Below are 17,784 nucleotides of genomic sequence, written 5' to 3'. Positions count from 1 at the left end.
ATAGGGTTAATGAGTGCTTTGCATGCTGACAGGCGTCTGTCGGCCTGGCTTCTTGCGCCCGGCTTCGGCTGGCTGCTGATGTTCCTGGTGATTCCGTGCCTGCTGGTGCTGGTCTACAGCTTCGTCGAACGCGGTGCCTACGGCGGCATCGACTGGTTGTTCACCTGGGAAAACTATCAGCGCGCGTTCGATCCGCTGTACCTGGGCATCCTGCTCAAGTCGGCGAAGATCGCCGGGTTGGCCACGGTGTTCGCGGTGTTGATCGGCTACCCGGCAGCCTATGCGATTGCCCGGGCGCCACGGCGGCGTCAGGCGGTGTATCTGTTTCTGGTGATGCTGCCGTTCTGGAGCAACTACCTGATCCGCACCTACGCCTGGATCGTCCTGCTCAATCGCGAAGGTCTGATCAACCGCCTGCTGCAATTGTTCGGCTACAGCGGCGAACCCATCAGCCTGCTGTACACCGAATCGTCCGTGGTGTTGGGGCTGGTCTACAACTACATCCCCTTTGTGATCCTGGCGATTTTCTCGTCGCTGTCGCGGATCAACAACGAACTGTGGGACGCCTCGAAAGACCTCGGCGCGTCGGGCTGGATGACCTTTCGCCGGATCATCCTGCCGCTGAGCGTACCGGGTATCGCGGCGGGCGCGGTGTTTGTCTTTGTGCTGAGCATCGGCAACTTCATCACCGCCGACTTGCTGGGCGGCAAGCAGGTGCAGATGGTCGGCAACCTGATCTATTCGCAATTCCTCACGGCGCGGGACTGGCCGTTCGGTGCGGCGCTGAGCTTCTTCCTGATCGCGATCATGTTGATCCTGTTGTTCATCCAGGCACTGGTGGCCCGTCGTGCAGAAGGGGCGCGCTCATGAGTCAGTCTCGTTCTGTCAGCGGCACCGTGCTGGGTTCGCACCTGGGGCTGGTGTACGCCTTCCTTTATATACCGATCCTGGTGTTGATCCTGCTGTCGTTCAACAAGTCCGGCTTGCCCACCGCCTGGGGCGGCGTATCGCTGAAGTGGTACGCGGCATTGGCGCACAACACGGCAATTCTGTCGGCAGCGCTCAACACCCTGATCGTTGCCTTGTCGGCGACCTTCATTGCCTGCGTGCTCGGCACGTTCCTGGCGCTGGGCATCGAGTTGCGCCGCAAGGACAACCACAAAGGCCAGGTGGTCGACACCTTGCTGATGGCGCCGATGATTATTCCTGACATCGTGCTGGCGATTGCGCTGCTCAGCTTCTTCAACCTGCTGAAGGTCGGCCTGGGGCTGCACTCGATCATCATCAGCCACGCGGTGTTCAACATCGCCTTCGTCTGCGCGGTGGTGCGCACGCGGCTCAAGCACTTCGACTATTCGATCCTCGAAGCCTCGATCGATCTGGGGGCGAGCTGGTTCACCACCTTTCGCCGGGTGCTGTTGCCGGTGATTTTCCCCGGTGTGCTGGCGGGCGGTTTGCTCTCGTTCACCCTGTCGGTGGACGAATTCATCATCGCCTTTTTCAACTCCGGCTCCGGCCAGGCCTCGACCACGTTGCCCATGCAGATCTACGCCATGATCCGCTTCGGCGTCACCCCGGAAATCAACGCTCTGGCGACGTTGGTGATGCTGGTCAGCATCACCGCGCTGCTGGCTTCGCAGCGTCTCAACAAGGCTCCTCGCACCCATGAATAATTCATCCGCGGTACTGATCCTGGACAAGGTCAGCAAGTCTTATGGCAACGGTCTGGCGGTCAACGAGGTGTCGCTGAGCATCCGCGAGAACGAGTTTTTCGCGCTGCTCGGGCCGTCGGGCTGCGGCAAGACCACGCTGTTGCGCATGCTCGCCGGCTTCGAGACCCCCAGCGGTGGCTGCATCTACCTGGACGGCAATGACATCTCGCCGCTGCCGGCCAACAAGCGTCCGCTGAACCTGATGTTCCAGTCCTACGCGCTGTTTCCCAACATGACCGTGCGCAAGAACATCGCCTACGGCCTGGAAATGGAGCGCCTGCCGGAAAGCGAAATCCGTCGTCGGGTCGATGAGGTGCTGAGCACCGCGCAATTGGGTGAGCTGGCCGAGCGCAAGCCCGATCAGCTTTCCGGCGGCCAGCGTCAGCGGGTGGCATTGGCCCGGGCACTGGTCAAACGTCCGCGGGTGTTGTTGCTCGACGAACCCTTGGGCGCTCTCGACAAGAAGCTCCGGGAAAAGATGCAGCTGGAGCTCAAGCGCCTGCAGCACGAGATCGGCATCACTTTCATCATCGTCACCCACGACCAGGAAGAAGCCCTGGTGATGTCCGACCGCATGGCGGTGCTCGATGGCGGCAAGGTGTGCCAGTGCGGCAGCCCGACCGAACTCTACGAAAACCCCAACAGCCGTTTTGTCGCCAACTTCATCGGCGTCAGCAACCTGCTCGAAGGCGTGCGCTCGGGCCAGCACTCGGTGCGGGTCAATGGCCAGGAGCTGAGCGTCGAAACCGACGCGCCGCTGGTGACCGGCCAATCCGTCGCCGTGGTGGTGCGCCCCGAACGCCTGCAAGTGCTGACGGAGCAGGGCGGCGATTGCGCCAATCAGGTCAGCGGCAAGATCGTCGAAGTCGCTTACCACGGCCTCGACACCAACCTGCACGTGCAGACCCTCCTCAGCGATAAGCCGCTGATCGTGCGCGTGCCGTCCTCACAGTTCGAATTCGCCCATTTTGCAATCGACACGACCATCCGGCTGGGCTGGCAGGCCCGGCATGCCCGCGTATTGACGCGCTGAACAATAAAAAGACCAGGCAGGAGCAGCACTCGATGAAACAGAAAGTGATCGCATTCTTCCCCGAAGCCGCCTACGGCCCGGCCCTGAACTCAGTGGGTATCGCCCAGGCGTGTGAAGCCCTGGGGCATAAAGCGGTGTTCCTCACCGACCCGGGCATGAGCGGTGTCTACGCCGGTTATGGTTTTGAAGAGCACATGGTCAACATGTCGGCGCCGATGCCGGCCGAAGAGATGGCCCGCTACTGGGTGGATTTCATCAACGGCCATATTCCGAACTTCCGCAAGTCGCCGCTCGACCAGATCGACAACTACGTCAAGGAATGCTGGGCGGCCATCGTCGAAACCGCCAAGTGGGCGCAAAAGGACCTGCCGGCGGTGCTGGACAAGGTCAAGCCCGACCTGATCTGCGTCGACAACGTGATCCTGTTTCCGGCGATCAAGCAATACGGCAAGCCGTGGGTGCGGATCATTTCCTGCTCGGAAAACGAGATCGAAGACCCGGATATCCCGCCGCACCTGTCGGGCATGAGCATCGACGACAAGGCCGGCCACGCGCAATTCCGCCAGCGTTTCGAGGAAGTGGTCGGGCCGATCCACGACGACTTCAACCAGTTCCTCCAGGCCCATGGCGAGCAGCCGTATCCGCTGGGCACCTTCTTTGAAGCCTCGCCGTTCATGAACCTGTTGTTGTACCCCGATGCGGTCAAGTTCGACCGCCGCCATCCGCTGCCGGCCGAGCGCTTCCATTACCTGCAGGGTTGCGTGCGCGACGATACGCCCTACGAGATTCCGCCGTTCCGCGCCCACAACGACAAGCCATTGCTGTACGCCAGTTTCGGCAGCCTCGGTTCCGGCGATGTCGAGTTGCTCAAGCGCCTGATCGAGGCAGTGGGCAAGCTGCCTTACCGCGCACTGTTCAACGTCGGCGAGCACCTCGACGAATACCCGGACCTGCCGGACAACGTGCAGATCTCCAACTGGTTCCCGCAGCCGTCGGTGATTGCCCAGGTCGACGCGGTGATCCACCACGGCGGCAACAACAGCTTCACCGAGTGCCTGTTCTTCGGCAAACCGGCGATTGTCATGTCCTACGTTTGGGACGGCCACGACAACGCCATGCGCGCCGAAGAAAGCGGTCACGGCTTCAAGCTCGACCGCTATGAGTGGAGCGAAGAGCAGCTCGCGGAAAAACTCCATGCGTGCCTCAACGACGAGGCGATGCGCCAACGCCTGCAGCGCACCAGCGCGCAGATGCAATCCCGCAAGGGGCCGCAAGACGCGGCCGCGATTCTCGACAAGGTGCTCAACGATGCCTGATTCATCCACCACGGCGGGTATCACGCCGTACCTCGAAGCCGTCAGCAGCCGCACCGACCTGGTGGACTGGGGCGTGCAGAGCGACGCCGTCGAAGGCGTTTCGCATTCCAGCGGCCGCTTGCTGTTCAAGGGCCCGAACAACAGCCCGGAAACCGGATTGTGGGTGTGCACCCCCGGTCGCTGGCGGCTGTCGATTCCCCGGGACGAGTTGTGCCATTTCATCGCGGGGCACGCCACTTACCGTAACGACAACGGCGAAGTGATCGAAGTGCGCCCCAACACCCTGGTGCTGTTCCCTGCCGGCTGGACGGGCGAATGCCACGTCCGGGAAACCCTGCGCAACGTTTACATGCTGGCTTGAACCTGACACCGCACTTGAACCTGAACCTGAACCTGAACCTGAACCTGAACCTGACACTGGACCTGTGGCGAGGGAGCTTGCTCCCGCTGGGCAGCGAAGCTGCCCCAACAATTGGGCCTGCTGCGCAGTCCAGCGGGAGCAAGTTCCCTCGCCACAGGTTATGCGATGAACCTTTTGAACTGATTTTTCTGGAGAGCAACAGATGAAGACCCCGTTTCTGTACGACCCGCTGAGCATCACCGACGTCAAGGATTGGGGCGTGATCCCGACCATGCTTGAAGGTGAATCCCGTGTCTGCGGCGTGGTGCTGCACAAAGGCCCCGAAGGCCAGTCCGAATGCGGCATCTGGATCTGCACCCCGGGCAAGTGGTTCTGCCATGTGACCAGCGACGAGTTCTGCCACTTTCTCGAAGGTCGCTGCACATACGTCCACGAGTCCGGCGAAGTGATCGAGATCAAGCCGGACACCGCCGCCTTCTTCGGCAAGGACTGGAAGGGTGTGTGCACCGTCCACGAGACCATCAAAAAGGTCTACATGATCCGGTGACTGCCATGACAGATGCACTGGCGTCATTGCCAACCCGTGAGGACCAGCGCGCCGCCTTTCTGGCCCGCGCCGGTTACGCCGGTGGCTTGCTGGTCGCCTTGCCGGCGGATGCCTCGAGCCGGCGTTATTTTCGCCTGGACGGCGCCGGCCTGTTGCTGATGGATTCGCCCCCCGACAGTGAGCCCATCGGCCCGTTCGTGCGCATCGCCCGGCAGTTGCACGGGCTGGGCCTGTCCGCGCCAGCCTTGCTGGCGGTGGACGAGGCGGCGGGGCTGGCGTTGATCGAGGATTTCGGTCACGACACCTACACCCGGCTGCTGCTGGCCGGGCATTCGGAATCGCAGCTGTATCACCTGGCGGTCGATACGCTGGTGGCCTTGCATCGCGCAGCGCCAGCCACGGAACTGGCGCCTTACGACGGTCAGCGACTGGCGGACGAGTACGCGCTGTTTATCGACTGGTATGTGCCGCTGCTGATCGGCAAGGACGCGGCGCAAGACCTGCGCGAGGAGTATCTGGCGTTGTTCGCCGATGCCTGCCGCGATGTCGCAAAACGCCGCGAAGCCCTGGTGCTGCGCGACTTTCATGTCGACAACCTGATGCTGCTGCAAGGTCGCGAAGGCGTGGCGGCCTGCGGCTTGCTGGATTTCCAGGACGCCCTGGTCGGGGCGGCGGCCTATGACCTGATGTCGCTGCTCGAAGACGCCCGGCGCGATGTGCCCGAAGCGCTGCGGGCGGCACTGGTCAGCCATTACCTGTTGCAGCGCCCGGAGCTGGATGCACCGGGTTTTCTCGAAGATTACCGGCGCCTGGCCGCCCAGCGTCATGCCAAGGTGCTGGGGATTTTCGTGCGCCTGGCCGGTCGTGACGGCAAGCACGGTTACCTGGCGCACTTGCCGCGCACCTTGGGTTTGTTCGTCCGCGCCCTGGACGCCGAGGCCTTTGCGCCGCTGCGCCAATGGCTCGACCGGCACGTGCCGGGCTGGCGTGAAGAACTGCCCGCCGAGACCCTGGCGACGTTACGCGAAACCCCTTATCGATTGGTTCAAGGATCATCCCATGGCCACGTTCAACACTGACACCGCATTGCGTTTCATCAATTCTGAATTCCTGCCGCTGACCGCAGGCCGTGTGCGCGAAGTGCTCGACCCGGCGACCCTGCAACCGGTCGGGCAAGTCGGCGTGTGTGGCGAAGCCGATGTGCAAGCCGCCACGGATGCCGCCACCGCCGCGCAAAAACAATGGCGCGTAGTGGATGCCAAAAGCCGCGCCGCGCGCCTGCATCAACTGGCCAACGCCATCGAACAGAACATCGCTTGCAACCGTGAAGTCGCACGCTTGATGACCCTGGAGATGGGCAAGCCGTTTCCCGAGGCCATGGGCGAGCTGGCCAACTGCGCGCCGATCTTTCGCTACTACGCGGAGATGGCCCGGGACGATGCCGGCAAGGTCGCCGGCACCACGCAAATCGGCTCGTTCCAGCATGTGCGTTACGAGCCGTATGGCGTCAGCGTGCACATCATGCCGTTCAACTTTCCGATCCTGCTGATGTGCTGGACCGTCGCCGCGTCTTTGGCGGCGGGCAATGCCTGCATCATCAAACCGGCGGAAGCCACGACCCTGTGCACCCTCAAGTTTATGGAGCACTTCACCGCGTTGCTGCCTGGGCTGGTGTCTTGTGTGCCGGGTGATGCGCTCACCGCGCAGTTGTTGGTGCAGTCGGCGCAGACCCACGCGGTGGCCTTCACCGGCAGCGTGGCGGCAGGCAAAGCGGTGGCCGTGGCCTGCGCCGAACGGATGAAACCTTGCGTGATCGAGGCCGGTGGCAGCGATCCGCTGATCATCTCCAGGCATGCACCGTTGGAAGTGGCAGCGGCGGGGGCGGTGACGGCGGCGTTTCACCTCAGCGGGCAGATCTGCACCTCGGCGGAACGCTTCTACGTCGTCGATGAAATCCATGACGAGTTTGTCGCGAAATTCGCCGAACGCACCCGCGCCTTGCGCATTGGCCATGGCCTGGAGCGCTCGGAGATCGGGCCGATGGTCAGCGAGGCAGCGCGAAACAAAGTCATGCGACTGGTCGATGACGCCGTAGCCAAAGGCGCGAAAGTGGTGTGTGGCGGGCGGATTCCACCCGAGCAAACCGTCGGCTGGTTCTATGAGCCGACCATCCTCACCGGGGTGACCGGCGACATGGCGATTCTGCAGGAAGAGTGCTTCGGCCCGGTGGCGGCGATCTGCCGGGTCGGCGATTTCGATGAGGCGGTGCGCTTGGCCAACGACTCGCCGTTCGGCCTTGGCGCCTCGCTGTTTTCCACGGATCTGGCCGAAGCCATGGAAGCCGCCGAGCGTCTGGAAGCGGGGATGGTCTGGGTCAACAATCCGCTGATCGACAACGATGCGCTTCCGTTCGGCGGCTGGAAAATGTCGGGTCTTGGGCGCGAGCTCGGGCGTCAGGGGCTGGAAGCGTTCCGCCGATCGAAAATGGTCATCATCGACCACCAGCCGAAAATCCAGGACTGGTGGTATCCCTACGCCGACGACGTGTTCTATCGCGATCCGGCCTGAAGCCGGGATGCACACAGGAGGATCGCGATGAGCGACAACATTGGCTGGCCGACCCTGGCGGTGATTCTCGCGGCCGGGCAGGGCACGCGCATGCGTTCGCCGCTGCCCAAGGTCTTGCACCCGGTGGGCAACCAGCCGCTGCTCGGCCATGTGCTGGCGGCGGTGGCGGCGGCGGGCATCGAGCAACGGGCGGTGGTGGTGGGCGCCAGCGGCGGGCAGGTGACCGAGTACCTGCGACAGGCGGCACCGACGGCGCAGGTGTTTACCCAGCACGAACAACTGGGCACGGCCCACGCAGTGCTTGCGGCCCGGCCTGCACTGGAGGCTCACAAGCAGGGTTGTGTGTTGGTGCTGTTTGGCGATTCGCCGTTGATCACCCCGCAGACCTTGAACCGTTTGCGTCGGGCGCTGATAGACGGCGCAGCGGTGGCGGTGGCGGGTTTCCACACCCAACAGCCCGGGCCTTACGGGCGGCTGCTGGTGGAGCAAGGGCGTTTGCTGGCCATCCGCGAAGCCAGGGATGCCAGCCCGCAGGAACTGGACATCAACTTCTGCAACGGCGGCGTCATGGGCCTGCGCGCCGACACCTGCCTGTGGTTGCTGGAACGTATCGGCAACCGGAACGCCCAGGGCGAGTACTACCTCACTGACGCGGTGGCGGTGGCCAACGAGGCGGGGCTGACGGTGACGGCCGTGGAGGTGGATGAAATCGACGTGCTCGGGGTCAATGACCGCGAGCAATTGCAGGTCGCCGAACAGCTGTACCAGCAGCGTCGGCACCGCAGGATCAAGGAGTGTCCCATGGGTGACTATCAACGGTTGTACATCGGCGGTGAGTGGGTCACCCCGGTTCAACGCGGTGTTTTCGACACGCTCGATCCGAGTGACGAGTCGGTTCTGGCGCAGGTTGCCTCGGCGACCGCCGAGGACATCGATCTGGCCGTGGCGGCGGCGCGCAGGGCGTTTGACGAGGGAGACTGGCCGCGCTGGTCCGGCGCACGACGGGCGCAAGTGCTGAGGAGCATCGCCGATGGCATCCGCGCTCGCCAGGACGAACTGGCGGCCATCGAAGTGCGCGATAACGGTAAACCGCTACCGGAAGCGTTGTGGGACATCGCCGACACCGCCGGGTGCTTCGACTTCTATGCGGGGCTTGCCGAGCAGTCGGACCAGCACAATGAGCAGTCGATCGAGTTGCCGGATGCGCGCTTCACCTCGTCGGTGATCAAGGAACCGGTGGATGTGGTCGCGGCGATCATCCCGTGGAATTTCCCGATGCTGATGGCCGCGTGGAAAGTCGCCCCGGCACTCGCGGCGGGTTGCACCCTGGTGCTCAAGCCTTCCGAACTGACACCGCTGACCGCCCTCGAACTGGCCGGCATCGCCGACCAGGCCGGGTTGCCGGCCGGGGTGCTGAATGTGGTCACAGGCTGGGGACGCGAGGCGGGCGCGCCGTTGGCCGAACACTCGCAGGTCGACAAGATCGCCTTCACCGGCAGCGTGCCGACCGGACGCAAGATCATGCAGGCCGCTGCCAGCGAGATCAAAAACATCAGCCTGGAACTGGGTGGCAAATCGCCTTTCGTGATCTTCGCCGACAGTGATATTGAGGCGGCGGTGGAGTGGATTCTGTTCGGGATCTTCTGGAACCAGGGCCAGGTCTGTTCAGCCACTTCGCGGGTGCTGGTGGAACGCGGGTTGTACCCGGCGCTGCAGGAGCGCCTGATTGCCGCTACCGAGCAGATTCAGATTGGCCAGGGCTTCGAGGAAGGGGTGAAGCTCGGGCCGCTGGTCAGCCAGGGGCAATTGGACAAGGTGCTGGCAGCGATTGCAGCCGGTCAGCAAGAGGGCGCGCGGCTGGTTTCGGGCGGTGTGCGGCCGGGTCATCTGGAAAAGGGTTATTACCTGACGCCGGCGATTTTCGCCGATGTCCCCGAGGACAGCGCCGTGTGGCGCGAGGAGATTTTCGGCCCGGTGGTGTGCCTGCGCGCCTTCGACACGGAAGCCGAAGCGATCCGTCTGGCCAATGACTCGCCGTTCGGGTTGGCGGCGGCCGTCATGTCCCGGGATATCCCGCGCTGCGAACGGGTCGCTCGCGGTTTTCGCGCGGGCATCGTGTGGGTCAACTGCTCGCAACCGACTTTCGTCGAGGCACCCTGGGGCGGCTACAAGCAAAGCGGCATTGGTCGCGAACTGGGTGAGTGGGGCTACAACAGCTACCTGGAAACCAAGCAGATCACCCGCTACAACGGCGATCCCTGGGGGTGGTATCTGAAGTGACGTGAGCGCCAGAGCGGTCTGCCTCCGGACAGGGGGCAGGTCATTTTTCCCGAATTGTACGCCTGTGGAACTGCAAACCATTCTGGCAATCGAAGCCTATATGGGCGAGATGGACGTCGTAATGGTTGCGCGTTGGCATTGAGCGCCCTGTATGGCTGCAAAGCCGGGAGGGTTGCATGGAAAGGGACGCGATGTTCAGGTTCCTTGCGGGCTACTTGTTGATGTGTGTCCTGCTGGCATGGGGGGTGGTCCAGGCCTCTCACTGGATTGCTTCTTGCCTGCTGCTGTACTGGATTATTTAGCGCCGACCCTCGCTGCCTCGCTCCTTCCTGTCGATTCTTCCAGCACCACAATGGTGCGACCCGCTGTCTGGCCTTTTTCCTCCGACCCTCAGTCTGCGAAATCAGTCCGGTTCGCCGAACCGGCAACCGACCCAATCCAATGATTGAGCCAGTTGCCGATGCTGCCCGGTTAGTGGAACGGAAAGATGTAGTTCATCCAGGCGGCCATGCGCAGAAGGATTTTGCGCATCATCGCGATGTGATGGAAATGCTGGCTGTACAACGCCGCCTGGCCGTAGGCGCCGCCCGGCATCTGGCCGGCATACTGGGCATAGTCGGGGTCGGTGATCTCAATGATCACCGGGACCCGGCCGGCCGGTGGAGAGCCGGTGAAGCCGATCAGGGTGCCTGACGGTTGGATCTGGCCTTCGGCGATGACCGAAACGACAGTCTTGACCCTGCCTTCGAACACCTTGCCTGGAATGCCATCGAAAGCGACCTCGGCCTCGTCGCCCTCGGTCAGGCGCAACAGACTGTTCTGACGCATCCATGCCGAGAAGTAATGCCCTTCCGCGGGAATGAAGACCATCGAAGGGCGCAGCGGCAACTTGGTCGCCATCATGCCCGGACGCAACGAAACGTGGGTGACGAAGCCTTTGCTCGGCGCACGGACCGTGGTGTTGTCGAGTTCGTACTGCGCGCTGTCCAATTGCGCCTTCAGGTCGTCACTGCGAGCGACCACAATGTCCAGTTCCCGTTGGGTGCCGAAATTACGCTTGATCAGCTCGGTGATCCGCGCGCGATCGGCCTGGGCGGCAATCAGCTGTGCCTTGAGGGATTTGAGCCGGTATTCGAACGGCGCGGGGTCGATGCGAAACAGCACATCGCCTTTTTCCAGGGGCTGGTTGGTCTTTACCGGTACATCGATCACCTGGCCGCTGACCACGGGTATCACTGGAACCGATACGAAATAGGAACGCGCCACCTCGGAGTAGGGGTGGTTGTAGTTCATCGTGAAAATCAGCGCGCCGATGATCACGATCCCGCCCAGCACCGCCGTGGGTACCGTCCATTTGTTCAGGGGGATGCGGAAGATCTTGAAGATGGCTACGCACAGAGCGGCATACGTCAGAATGAGTAAGAGATCCATGGCTCAAATGCCCTCGCCGAGATTGTCCGTTGGCAACCGGTTCTGTGCCGTCCCCGTCACTGCCTCCAGGCGCTCGATCCGGCCTTGCAGTTCGGCGACCTGTTGTTCGAGGTGAACCACATGACTTTTGGGTGAGTGTCCGTCACTGAAACCCCAGCCCCGGTCCTCTCGATAGGCCATCGCCCAGATCCACAGGAACGGCCACAGCGCGTGCAGGGTGAACAGGCTGACCCAGCCGGTGGCGTGGATCGCATCCTGGTGAGGGTGGTTGCGGTGGACGGCAATTTCATAGGGGATGTCGTGGAGCAGAATGATCCCGTAAAACAGGACAAGCCCGACAAAAACCAGTAGGCCCAGGGCGAAGTAATCAAGCATGAACCACTCCTCTTGAAGCAGGTGACGTGTGCGCATGAGTGTAGCCGTTCAATCTACACTTGACGGGGATGCGGATCTCCAGCTTGGGCAACCGGTGCCTGGCCGAAGCGTCGACCGATGTCGTGCAAGCACTCCCCGACGAGGTGAATTCATGCCAACCAATGGACAATTCGAGAGGGCGCCTGTACTTGACCCTGTCGAGCGCATTACCGAGGTGATCTTCGGCCTGCTGATGGCCATGACGTTCACCGGCACCATCAGCGTGGCCACGGCGGACCAGGCAGCGGAACGCACGATGATGATTGCCGCGCTCGGCTGCAATCTCGCCTGGGGACTGGCCGATGCGGTCATGTACCTGTTGCGTGCACTGGTCGAGCGCACGCGCAGGATCAAGCTGTACATGGCCTTGCGCAATGGCTCGGACGCCACGGCCGGCCAGGCGCTCGTTGCGCAGGTGTTGCCATTGCAGTTCGCGACGGCGGCCGGCAGCGAGGGCCTGGAGTTGTTGCGCCGTCGGCTGATCGAGCAGCCCCCTTTGCCGATCAGGGCCGGCCTGGGCTGGAACGACTTCAGGGGCGCCCTCGGTGTTTTCCTGTTGGTCGTGGGCTCGACATTTCCGCTGGTGGTGCCGTTCATACTGCTTGATCAGACGGCACTCGCCATTCGCCTGTCCAACCTGATCGGGCTGGTGGTGCTGTTCATCGCAGGCTGGCTGCTCGCCAGATACGCCGGCGCCACGCAATGGCAGGGTGGGGTGATCATGGCCGCCACGGGGGCCGTATTGATCCTTGCGATCATTGCGCTGGGCGGCTGACAGCCGGGCATAATTCAACACACTAAAGACTCATTCTCATTTACTATTGCCCTTCCATTTACGTCGGGCAGCCTGGTATGGATGTTCTTGCCGCTATCCATCTTTATTTTTCCCAATGGGTGATCGAGCCGGTCACCCGGCAGTTCCTGGGCATTTTCGACTTCAACGGCAGACTCGGTCTAGCCTTTCTCTGCATGTCTTACGGCGTCGCCTACTGCCTGTTCCGCTACCGAAAATCCCGGGGCCTGACCGACGCGCGTTCGTTCGGGCAGTTCATCGGCGGCCGTCGGGTGTACCTGCATCGCTCGGCGTTGCTCGACTACCGCTACTACTTCGTACTCGCCATCCTCAAGGTTGCCCTGGTGCTGCCCATCGTCGGCCTGGTGGATCCGTACGTCTTGCGTTCAGCGGACTACATCGCGTTCTTCACCAACCTGTGGGGCGCGCGTACGCAAGTGGAGGAGCACCTGGGGCTGACCCTGCTTTATGGGCTGGGTGTATTTCTGGTCAAGGACTTCAGCCATTACTGGGGCCATCGCGCTTTCCATTCGCGGTACCTGTGGGCCTTCCACAAGGTCCATCATTCGGCGCCCGTGCTGGTGCCGGCAACGGCCAGCCGCGTGCACTTTCTGGAAGAAGTGGTCGAAAAGCTCACGGACATCATCTGCGTCGGCGCGTTTGCCGGTGTCTTCTGGTACGCCTGTGGCGGGGAGATCAGCCGCTATACCTTGTTTGGCGTGACCTACATCGTGTTCATCTTCAATGCCCTGGCGGCCAACCTGCGTCACAGCCACGTCTGGTTTTCCTTCGGGCCGGTGCTGGAGCGGGTGCTGAGCAGCCCGGCGCAACACCAGATTCATCACAGCGATGCGCCGCGACACTTCAACAAGAACTTCGGCATCAATCTGTCACTGTGGGACTGGATGTTTGGCACGCTGTACGTCACCCGGTCCACACCCGAGTCCATCCAATTTGGCACGGGTGAGCAGGATCACGAGCGTTACCTGACGCTGCAAGGGTTGATCGTCACGCCGTTTGTGGACATCGCGCGCAAACTCCTCTCTGGGAAACGCCCGAAAGCACAGCCTGAAAGCGGATCTGATCCGTATTTTTCAGCGCAATCTGCCTCTGTAACGGATACAGCCGCCAGCCCACAATAAGTCTTCGGTACGCCGTTCGGGCAGCGCAGGCTGCCCCTGTACCGCCAATTCATTGTGTGGGAGGCCCCATGGCCAAGATGACGATTTTTCTCGGCGGTTTTCTGCTGTTGACCATCCTGATCGGTGTGCTGGCGACGATTCCGCCGACGTGATTACACCCGCCGCTGTTCGTCGACGGCCAGGCGCAGTTCACGGTACGCCGTGACCAGTTGTTCGAGGCTGAACCCACGATTTCTCCCGCTGGGGTTGGGCAGGACCCAGACCGTGGCATGGCCGAAGGTTTTGGTTTGCAGGCCCCAGGCGATGTCCCGCTGACCGGACAGCGCGGCATACGCCGCCTTGCCCAGAAACGCCACGAAACGCGGCGCATGGCGTGCGATTTTCTGTTCGAAGTCGGCAGCGGCGGCGGTGAACTCGTGCAAGGATAGCTGATCCGCACTGGCCGTCGGCCGTTCCACCACCGCCGTTAACCCGCAGTGGTACTGCAAGATCGTCCGATCGTTTTCCGGTTGCACAAGCTGCGGGGTAAACCCGGCGAGATGCAGCGTGCGCCAGAAACGATTGCCGCGCCCGGCAAAATGGTGCCCCTGGGCGGCGGCCGTCATGCCGGGGTTGATGCCGCAGAAGATCACGGCCAATTGCCCGGCGAGGATATCTTCGAGCTTTTCACTCACCGCAGATCACTCTGATCGCATTGCGTGCCAGTTCCGTCAGCTCGGTTCGGGATTTACCGGCCCGGGCACGTATCGAAATGCTGTGCAGCAGAGACGAGGCGAGCACGGCCAGGGCAGCCGGGTCTGCATTGTCTTTCAACTCGCCAGCCTCTTTCGCCGCTTGCAATCGGATTTCCAGATCGGCATCCAGCCGGCTCAACCGGTCGGACAGCACCTCGCGAATTTCCGGGTCCTCGACCGCCTCGGTGGTGGCCGTGCCGATGGCGAAGCAACCGCGGGGCTGGCCGTCGCCCGAGAAGTAAATCGATAACTGCCCCTCGTAGAAACGCTGCAAGGCCTCGGTCAACGGCAGGTCAAGGTCCGTCAGCGCCTCGCCCATGGACGCCGCAGCAAACTCCCAATATTGCTCCAGCGCTTTGATGTAGAGCGCGTGCTTGTCACCGAATGCCGCATAGAGGCTGGGGCGATTCATGCCGGCGGCGGTGGCGATGCTGTCCAGGGACGCGCCGGAATAGCCGGTGTTCCAGAACACACCGAGTGCCTGCTGCAACGCTGTCTGCGGGTCGTAGGCTCGAGGGCGGCCACGGCCTTTGCCCTCTGTCGATTTATTTTGTGCCATGTCGTACAAAATCCTTGTGGGAGGGTGGGTCGAGGGATATTCTTACACCATCGCACAAAATTAAGGAATCAGAAATTCCTTGTTCCAGGGTTTGTTGTAGCCGAGCGCGAACTGAGTGTTGCGGCGACGAAACCGACGCGCCGGGAGCGATCCTCCCGGCCGCGCACGGGCTTGCTTCCTTACAGCATTTATTGACCTGCGGGCCGCTGGCGATGCTTGCCGACGTCGGCCCGATTACCCGGCTAAAGGTGAACTCGATCATGACCAAACCGTTCGATATCCCGGCTTCACAGACCTTCGAGCACCCTGGCCCAAACCCGGCTGACTCGCGTATCAACAAACCATTGAAACAGAGGTTGCGTCCCTGGCTGATGGTGGGTGTTCCCATCCTCTTCGCGGCACTGGGCTATGCCCACCATGTGTCGGGGCAGGCTTATGTTTCGACCGATAACGCTTACGCCCGGGTGGCGAAGGCATCGATCAATGCGCGGATCTCCGGGCAAGTGGCAGAGATCGCCGTCGAGGACAATCAGCAGGTCCGCAAGGGCCAGGTGCTGTTCCGGATCGACCCGAAACCCTTCCAGATCGCCGTCGACCGCGCGCAGGCACAACTGAGCGTGGCGCGGCTGCGTATCGACGGGCTCAAGGCCAGCTATCGCCAGCAACAGGCGGAACTGCAATCGGCAAAAGAGTCGGCTGACTTCGACCAAAAGGATTTTGCCCGCAAGAAGGCCCTGATCGCCTCGGCGTTCGTGTCGAAGTCCATCTACGAACGCGCCGATACCGATGTGAAAGTGGCGCGGCAGCGGATCGCCTCCATCGAGCAACAGATCGCCAGCACCGTAGTTGCGTTGAACGGTAATCCGGACATCGATGCCGACAGTCACCCGACGGTGCGCGAGGCCAGGGCGCAGCTCGACGAGGCCCAGTTGTACCTCTCGTACACCACGGTGTATGCGCCGCAAGATGGCATCGTGGCCAAGGTCGACGATCTGCAGGTGGGCAACCATGTGAACAGCGGCGCGCCGGCCTTTGCCTTGTTGTCCGGTCACGAGATCTGGATCGAAGCCAACTTCCGCGAGACCGATGTGACCCACATGCGCCCGGGCCAGGAAGCCACCATTCGCATCGATACCTACCCGGATCGCGTGTTCAAGGCCCACGTCACCAGCATGAGCCCGGGGGCCGGGTCGGATTTCGCGCTGTTGCCACCGGAGAATGCCACCGGTAACTGGGTCAAGGTGACGCAACGGGTGCCGGTACGGCTTGAGCTCGACGAAGTGGACCCGACGCTGCCGCTGTTCTCCGGGACCAGCGCCACGGTACGGATCGACACCCGTTTTCAAAGCCCCTGGTGGCACCCGCTCAAGGCGTTGCTGAGCGCAGGTAACTCCTGATGAATAGCCAATCGATGGTAAGCCCCGGTGAGGAGGGCGCGCCTTCGCTCAGGTTCGCCGCCTTGCTGGCGACCTACATGCAGTCGGCGAACCTGCCGTTGCCGAACGCGGCGCTCAGGTTGATTCAGGGCAGCCTGTCGATGAGCGACGACCAGGCGGGCTGGATTTTCACCTCGTACCTGGCCGCGAGTGCGATCAGCATGCCGCTCGCGAATTGGCTGGCCGGGCGCTTTGGCTTGAAGTGGGTGTATCAGGCGGCGCTGGCGTTGTTTGTCCTTGGCTTGCTGCTCGCCACGGCGGCGACGACGCCGCTGGAATTCGTCGGCGCGCGCATTGTTCAAGGCATCGCCAGTGGCGTGCTGGCACCGTTGTCGATGGCGATTGCCATGGAAACCTTGCCGCTGGACAAGCGTGCGAAGTTCGGCGCGAGCTGGACCGCCATCGTGCTGTTCGGCATCGTCAGCGGCCCGAGTATCGGTGGCTGGATCGCCGAGCATTTTGGCTGGCGGCCGATGTTTTACCTCAGCGTGCCACTGTCGGCGTTTATCTTCCTGGTGGCGGCGCTGTTGCTGACCGAGAAGAAGGCCGAGAAACCGCCGGCGTTCGATTTCTTCGGTTTCGGCACCTTCACCCTCGGCATGATCAGCCTGCAAATGCTGCTCGACCGAGGGGAGCGCCTGGACTGGTTCGCCTCGCCCGAGATCTGCCTGGAAACCGTGGCGTCTGCGCTGGGGATCTACCTGTTCGTGGTGCATGTGCTGACCTCGAAGGTGCATTTCCTCAACAAACGCCTGTTCAAGGACCGCAACTTCGTGTTGTCGACGGTGATCTTTTTCGCCCTCGGTTTCGTGCTGTTGTCGACCATGGCCCTGACGTCGCCGATGCTGGACGAGATTCTCGGCTACCCGCCTGACACCACCGGCGCCTTGACGATTCCCCGTGGCATGGGCCTGGTTGGCGCTTTTCTGTTGATGGGGCGGCTGCCCGAGCGTTTCGACCGTCGTCCCTTCGTGGCGGCAGGCGTGGCGGTGGTGGTTTATGCCAACTGGCTGATGCTCGGCTATTCGCCGCTGATGGACGAGTGGCCCGTGGCCGTCGCCGGTGCGATCCAGGGCGCGGGCCTGGGCATCCTGATGCCGGCGGTGACCAAGGTCGCGTTCAGTACGCTCGACCCCACGCTGCGCCCCGAAGGCACTGGCCTGTTCAACCTGGCCCGGGTCTACGGCAGCACGCTGGGCGTGGCGATCGTGCAGTTGTTCTTCTTCAACAACACCCAGGCCATGCACATGGCGCTGGCCAGCAACCTGACGCCATACCGCGCGGCTGCGCATTCGCTGACCTCGGCGCCGTTGCAGGTGCTCGACGGGCTCAACGAAATGATCACCGGCCAGGCCGCGTTCATCGCCGTGGTCGACCAGTTCAAGATCCTGATGGTGGTGATGCTGGTGGTGAGCCCGCTGGTGTTGTTTCTTCGCAAGCCCGTTGCGGCCAATTAGT

17 protein-coding genes and 1 pseudogene are annotated in these 17,784 nt (G+C 62.3%); 14 read left to right on the top strand and 4 right to left on the bottom strand.

What is annotated here, in order from left to right; genetic code table 11:
* Positions 1 to 9: 9 nt before the first annotated feature.
* The 10 genes and pseudogenes from KGB07_RS03835 (at position 10) to KGB07_RS03790 (ending at position 9,817) form a co-directional block, all read left to right on the top strand.
* Positions 10 to 870, top strand: coding sequence for an ABC transporter permease (locus tag KGB07_RS03835; RefSeq protein WP_046042463.1), 861 nt, complete (start codon positions 10 to 12; stop codon positions 868 to 870).
* Positions 867 to 1,673, top strand: coding sequence for an ABC transporter permease (locus KGB07_RS03830; RefSeq protein WP_046042462.1), 807 nt, complete (start codon positions 867 to 869; stop codon positions 1,671 to 1,673). The genes KGB07_RS03835 and KGB07_RS03830 overlap by 4 nt, the downstream gene beginning before the upstream one ends.
* Entirely contained in the window at positions 1,666 to 2,745 is a 1,080-nt protein-coding gene (locus tag KGB07_RS03825; protein WP_223464615.1) for an ABC transporter ATP-binding protein, read from the top strand. Before KGB07_RS03830 ends, KGB07_RS03825 begins: the two co-directional genes overlap by 8 nt.
* Positions 2,746 to 2,777: 32 nt before the next feature.
* Entirely contained in the window at positions 2,778 to 4,061 is a 1,284-nt protein-coding gene (locus KGB07_RS03820) for a nucleotide disphospho-sugar-binding domain-containing protein (RefSeq protein WP_046042459.1), read from the top strand.
* A complete protein-coding gene (locus tag KGB07_RS03815) occupies positions 4,054 to 4,422 on the top strand; it encodes a cupin domain-containing protein (protein WP_008049636.1) in 369 nt (122 codons plus the stop codon). The genes KGB07_RS03820 and KGB07_RS03815 overlap by 8 nt, the downstream gene beginning before the upstream one ends.
* Before the next feature lie 202 nt (positions 4,423 to 4,624).
* Positions 4,625 to 4,969, top strand: a complete 345-nt coding sequence (locus KGB07_RS03810) for a cupin domain-containing protein (RefSeq protein WP_046042458.1) — start codon at positions 4,625 to 4,627, stop codon at positions 4,967 to 4,969.
* A gap of 5 nt (positions 4,970 to 4,974) precedes the next feature.
* Positions 4,975 to 6,048 (top strand): aminoglycoside phosphotransferase family protein, encoded by a 1,074-nt coding sequence (locus KGB07_RS03805; protein ID WP_223464614.1) that lies wholly within the window; start codon positions 4,975 to 4,977, stop codon positions 6,046 to 6,048.
* Positions 6,029 to 7,537, top strand: coding sequence for an aldehyde dehydrogenase family protein (locus KGB07_RS03800; protein ID WP_046042456.1), 1,509 nt, complete (start codon positions 6,029 to 6,031; stop codon positions 7,535 to 7,537). The genes KGB07_RS03805 and KGB07_RS03800 overlap by 20 nt, the downstream gene beginning before the upstream one ends.
* 27 nt (positions 7,538 to 7,564) lie before the next feature.
* Positions 7,565 to 8,011 (top strand): annotated as a pseudogene (locus KGB07_RS03795) (NTP transferase domain-containing protein); the annotation flags it as partial.
* A gap of 327 nt (positions 8,012 to 8,338) precedes the next feature.
* Entirely contained in the window at positions 8,339 to 9,817 is a 1,479-nt protein-coding gene (locus tag KGB07_RS03790; RefSeq protein WP_223464685.1) for an aldehyde dehydrogenase family protein, read from the top strand.
* 471 nt (positions 9,818 to 10,288) lie between these two features.
* Here the strand turns inward: KGB07_RS03790 and KGB07_RS03785 are convergent, their stop codons facing one another.
* Together KGB07_RS03785 and KGB07_RS03780 are read right to left on the bottom strand one after the other, a co-directional pair.
* Complete coding sequence (locus KGB07_RS03785; protein WP_223464612.1) at positions 10,289 to 11,248, bottom strand: HlyD family secretion protein; 960 nt, start codon at positions 11,246 to 11,248, stop codon at positions 10,289 to 10,291.
* A 3-nt stretch (positions 11,249 to 11,251) separates the two neighbouring features.
* Entirely contained in the window at positions 11,252 to 11,623 is a 372-nt protein-coding gene (locus KGB07_RS03780; protein ID WP_223464610.1) for a DUF3302 domain-containing protein, read from the bottom strand.
* A 151-nt stretch (positions 11,624 to 11,774) separates the two neighbouring features.
* Between KGB07_RS03780 and KGB07_RS03775 the strand changes: the two genes are divergently transcribed.
* Both KGB07_RS03775 and KGB07_RS03770 read left to right on the top strand, forming a co-directional pair.
* Positions 11,775 to 12,437: a VIT1/CCC1 transporter family protein gene (locus tag KGB07_RS03775; protein ID WP_223464608.1), complete on the top strand. Its 663-nt coding sequence runs from the start codon at positions 11,775 to 11,777 to the stop codon at positions 12,435 to 12,437.
* A gap of 77 nt (positions 12,438 to 12,514) precedes the next feature.
* The gene (locus KGB07_RS03770) at positions 12,515 to 13,597 is read left to right on the top strand and encodes a sterol desaturase family protein (protein ID WP_223464606.1); all 1,083 of its coding nucleotides are present in this window, start codon (positions 12,515 to 12,517) and stop codon (positions 13,595 to 13,597) included.
* 152 nt (positions 13,598 to 13,749) lie between these two features.
* Here KGB07_RS03770 and mug read toward each other — a convergent pair whose 3' ends face one another.
* Together mug and KGB07_RS03760 are read right to left on the bottom strand one after the other, a co-directional pair.
* The gene (mug, locus tag KGB07_RS03765) at positions 13,750 to 14,271 is read right to left on the bottom strand and encodes a G/U mismatch-specific DNA glycosylase (protein WP_046042451.1); all 522 of its coding nucleotides are present in this window, start codon (positions 14,269 to 14,271) and stop codon (positions 13,750 to 13,752) included.
* Positions 14,264 to 14,890, bottom strand: a complete 627-nt coding sequence (locus KGB07_RS03760; RefSeq protein WP_223464604.1) for a TetR/AcrR family transcriptional regulator — start codon at positions 14,888 to 14,890, stop codon at positions 14,264 to 14,266. The genes mug and KGB07_RS03760 overlap by 8 nt, the downstream gene beginning before the upstream one ends.
* Positions 14,891 to 15,150: 260 nt before the next feature.
* On the opposite strand from KGB07_RS03760, the gene KGB07_RS03755 reads away from it, so the two are divergent.
* Positions 15,151 to 16,287 carry an HlyD family secretion protein gene (locus KGB07_RS03755; protein ID WP_223464602.1) on the top strand — a complete coding sequence of 379 codons (1,137 nt, stop codon included), beginning with the start codon at positions 15,151 to 15,153 and terminating at the stop codon, positions 16,285 to 16,287.
* Positions 16,287 to 17,783 carry a DHA2 family efflux MFS transporter permease subunit gene (locus tag KGB07_RS03750; protein WP_223464601.1) on the top strand — a complete coding sequence of 499 codons (1,497 nt, stop codon included), beginning with the start codon at positions 16,287 to 16,289 and terminating at the stop codon, positions 17,781 to 17,783. The genes KGB07_RS03755 and KGB07_RS03750 overlap by 1 nt, the downstream gene beginning before the upstream one ends.
* Position 17,784: the final 1 nt, after the last annotated feature.

It is taken from the genome of Pseudomonas sp. GL-RE-26 (genome assembly GCF_019956275.1).
GTDB lineage: Bacteria > Pseudomonadota > Gammaproteobacteria > Pseudomonadales > Pseudomonadaceae > Aquipseudomonas > Aquipseudomonas grandcourensis.
This window is presented reverse-complemented; position numbering and strand designations above follow the sequence as displayed.

Bases quoted from the DNA above. Each gene is read 5' to 3' on its own strand.
- KGB07_RS03835 (WP_046042463.1), top strand. From the start codon at position 10: ATGAGTGCTTTGCATGCTGACAGGCGTCTGTCGGCCTGGCTTCTTGCG.
- KGB07_RS03830 (WP_046042462.1), top strand. From the start codon at position 867: ATGAGTCAGTCTCGTTCTGTCAGCGGCACCGTGCTGGGTTCGCACCTG.
- KGB07_RS03825 (WP_223464615.1), top strand. From the start codon at position 1,666: ATGAATAATTCATCCGCGGTACTGATCCTGGACAAGGTCAGCAAGTCT.
- KGB07_RS03820 (WP_046042459.1), top strand. From the start codon at position 2,778: ATGAAACAGAAAGTGATCGCATTCTTCCCCGAAGCCGCCTACGGCCCG.
- KGB07_RS03815 (WP_008049636.1), top strand. From the start codon at position 4,054: ATGCCTGATTCATCCACCACGGCGGGTATCACGCCGTACCTCGAAGCC.
- KGB07_RS03810 (WP_046042458.1), top strand. From the start codon at position 4,625: ATGAAGACCCCGTTTCTGTACGACCCGCTGAGCATCACCGACGTCAAG.
- KGB07_RS03805 (WP_223464614.1), top strand. From the start codon at position 4,975: ATGACAGATGCACTGGCGTCATTGCCAACCCGTGAGGACCAGCGCGCC.
- KGB07_RS03800 (WP_046042456.1), top strand. From the start codon at position 6,029: ATGGCCACGTTCAACACTGACACCGCATTGCGTTTCATCAATTCTGAA.
- KGB07_RS03790 (WP_223464685.1), top strand. From the start codon at position 8,339: ATGGGTGACTATCAACGGTTGTACATCGGCGGTGAGTGGGTCACCCCG.
- KGB07_RS03785 (WP_223464612.1), bottom strand. From the start codon at position 11,248: ATGGATCTCTTACTCATTCTGACGTATGCCGCTCTGTGCGTAGCCATC.
- KGB07_RS03780 (WP_223464610.1), bottom strand. From the start codon at position 11,623: ATGCTTGATTACTTCGCCCTGGGCCTACTGGTTTTTGTCGGGCTTGTC.
- KGB07_RS03775 (WP_223464608.1), top strand. From the start codon at position 11,775: ATGCCAACCAATGGACAATTCGAGAGGGCGCCTGTACTTGACCCTGTC.
- KGB07_RS03770 (WP_223464606.1), top strand. From the start codon at position 12,515: ATGGATGTTCTTGCCGCTATCCATCTTTATTTTTCCCAATGGGTGATC.
- KGB07_RS03760 (WP_223464604.1), bottom strand. From the start codon at position 14,890: ATGGCACAAAATAAATCGACAGAGGGCAAAGGCCGTGGCCGCCCTCGA.
- KGB07_RS03755 (WP_223464602.1), top strand. From the start codon at position 15,151: ATGACCAAACCGTTCGATATCCCGGCTTCACAGACCTTCGAGCACCCT.
- KGB07_RS03750 (WP_223464601.1), top strand. From the start codon at position 16,287: ATGAATAGCCAATCGATGGTAAGCCCCGGTGAGGAGGGCGCGCCTTCG.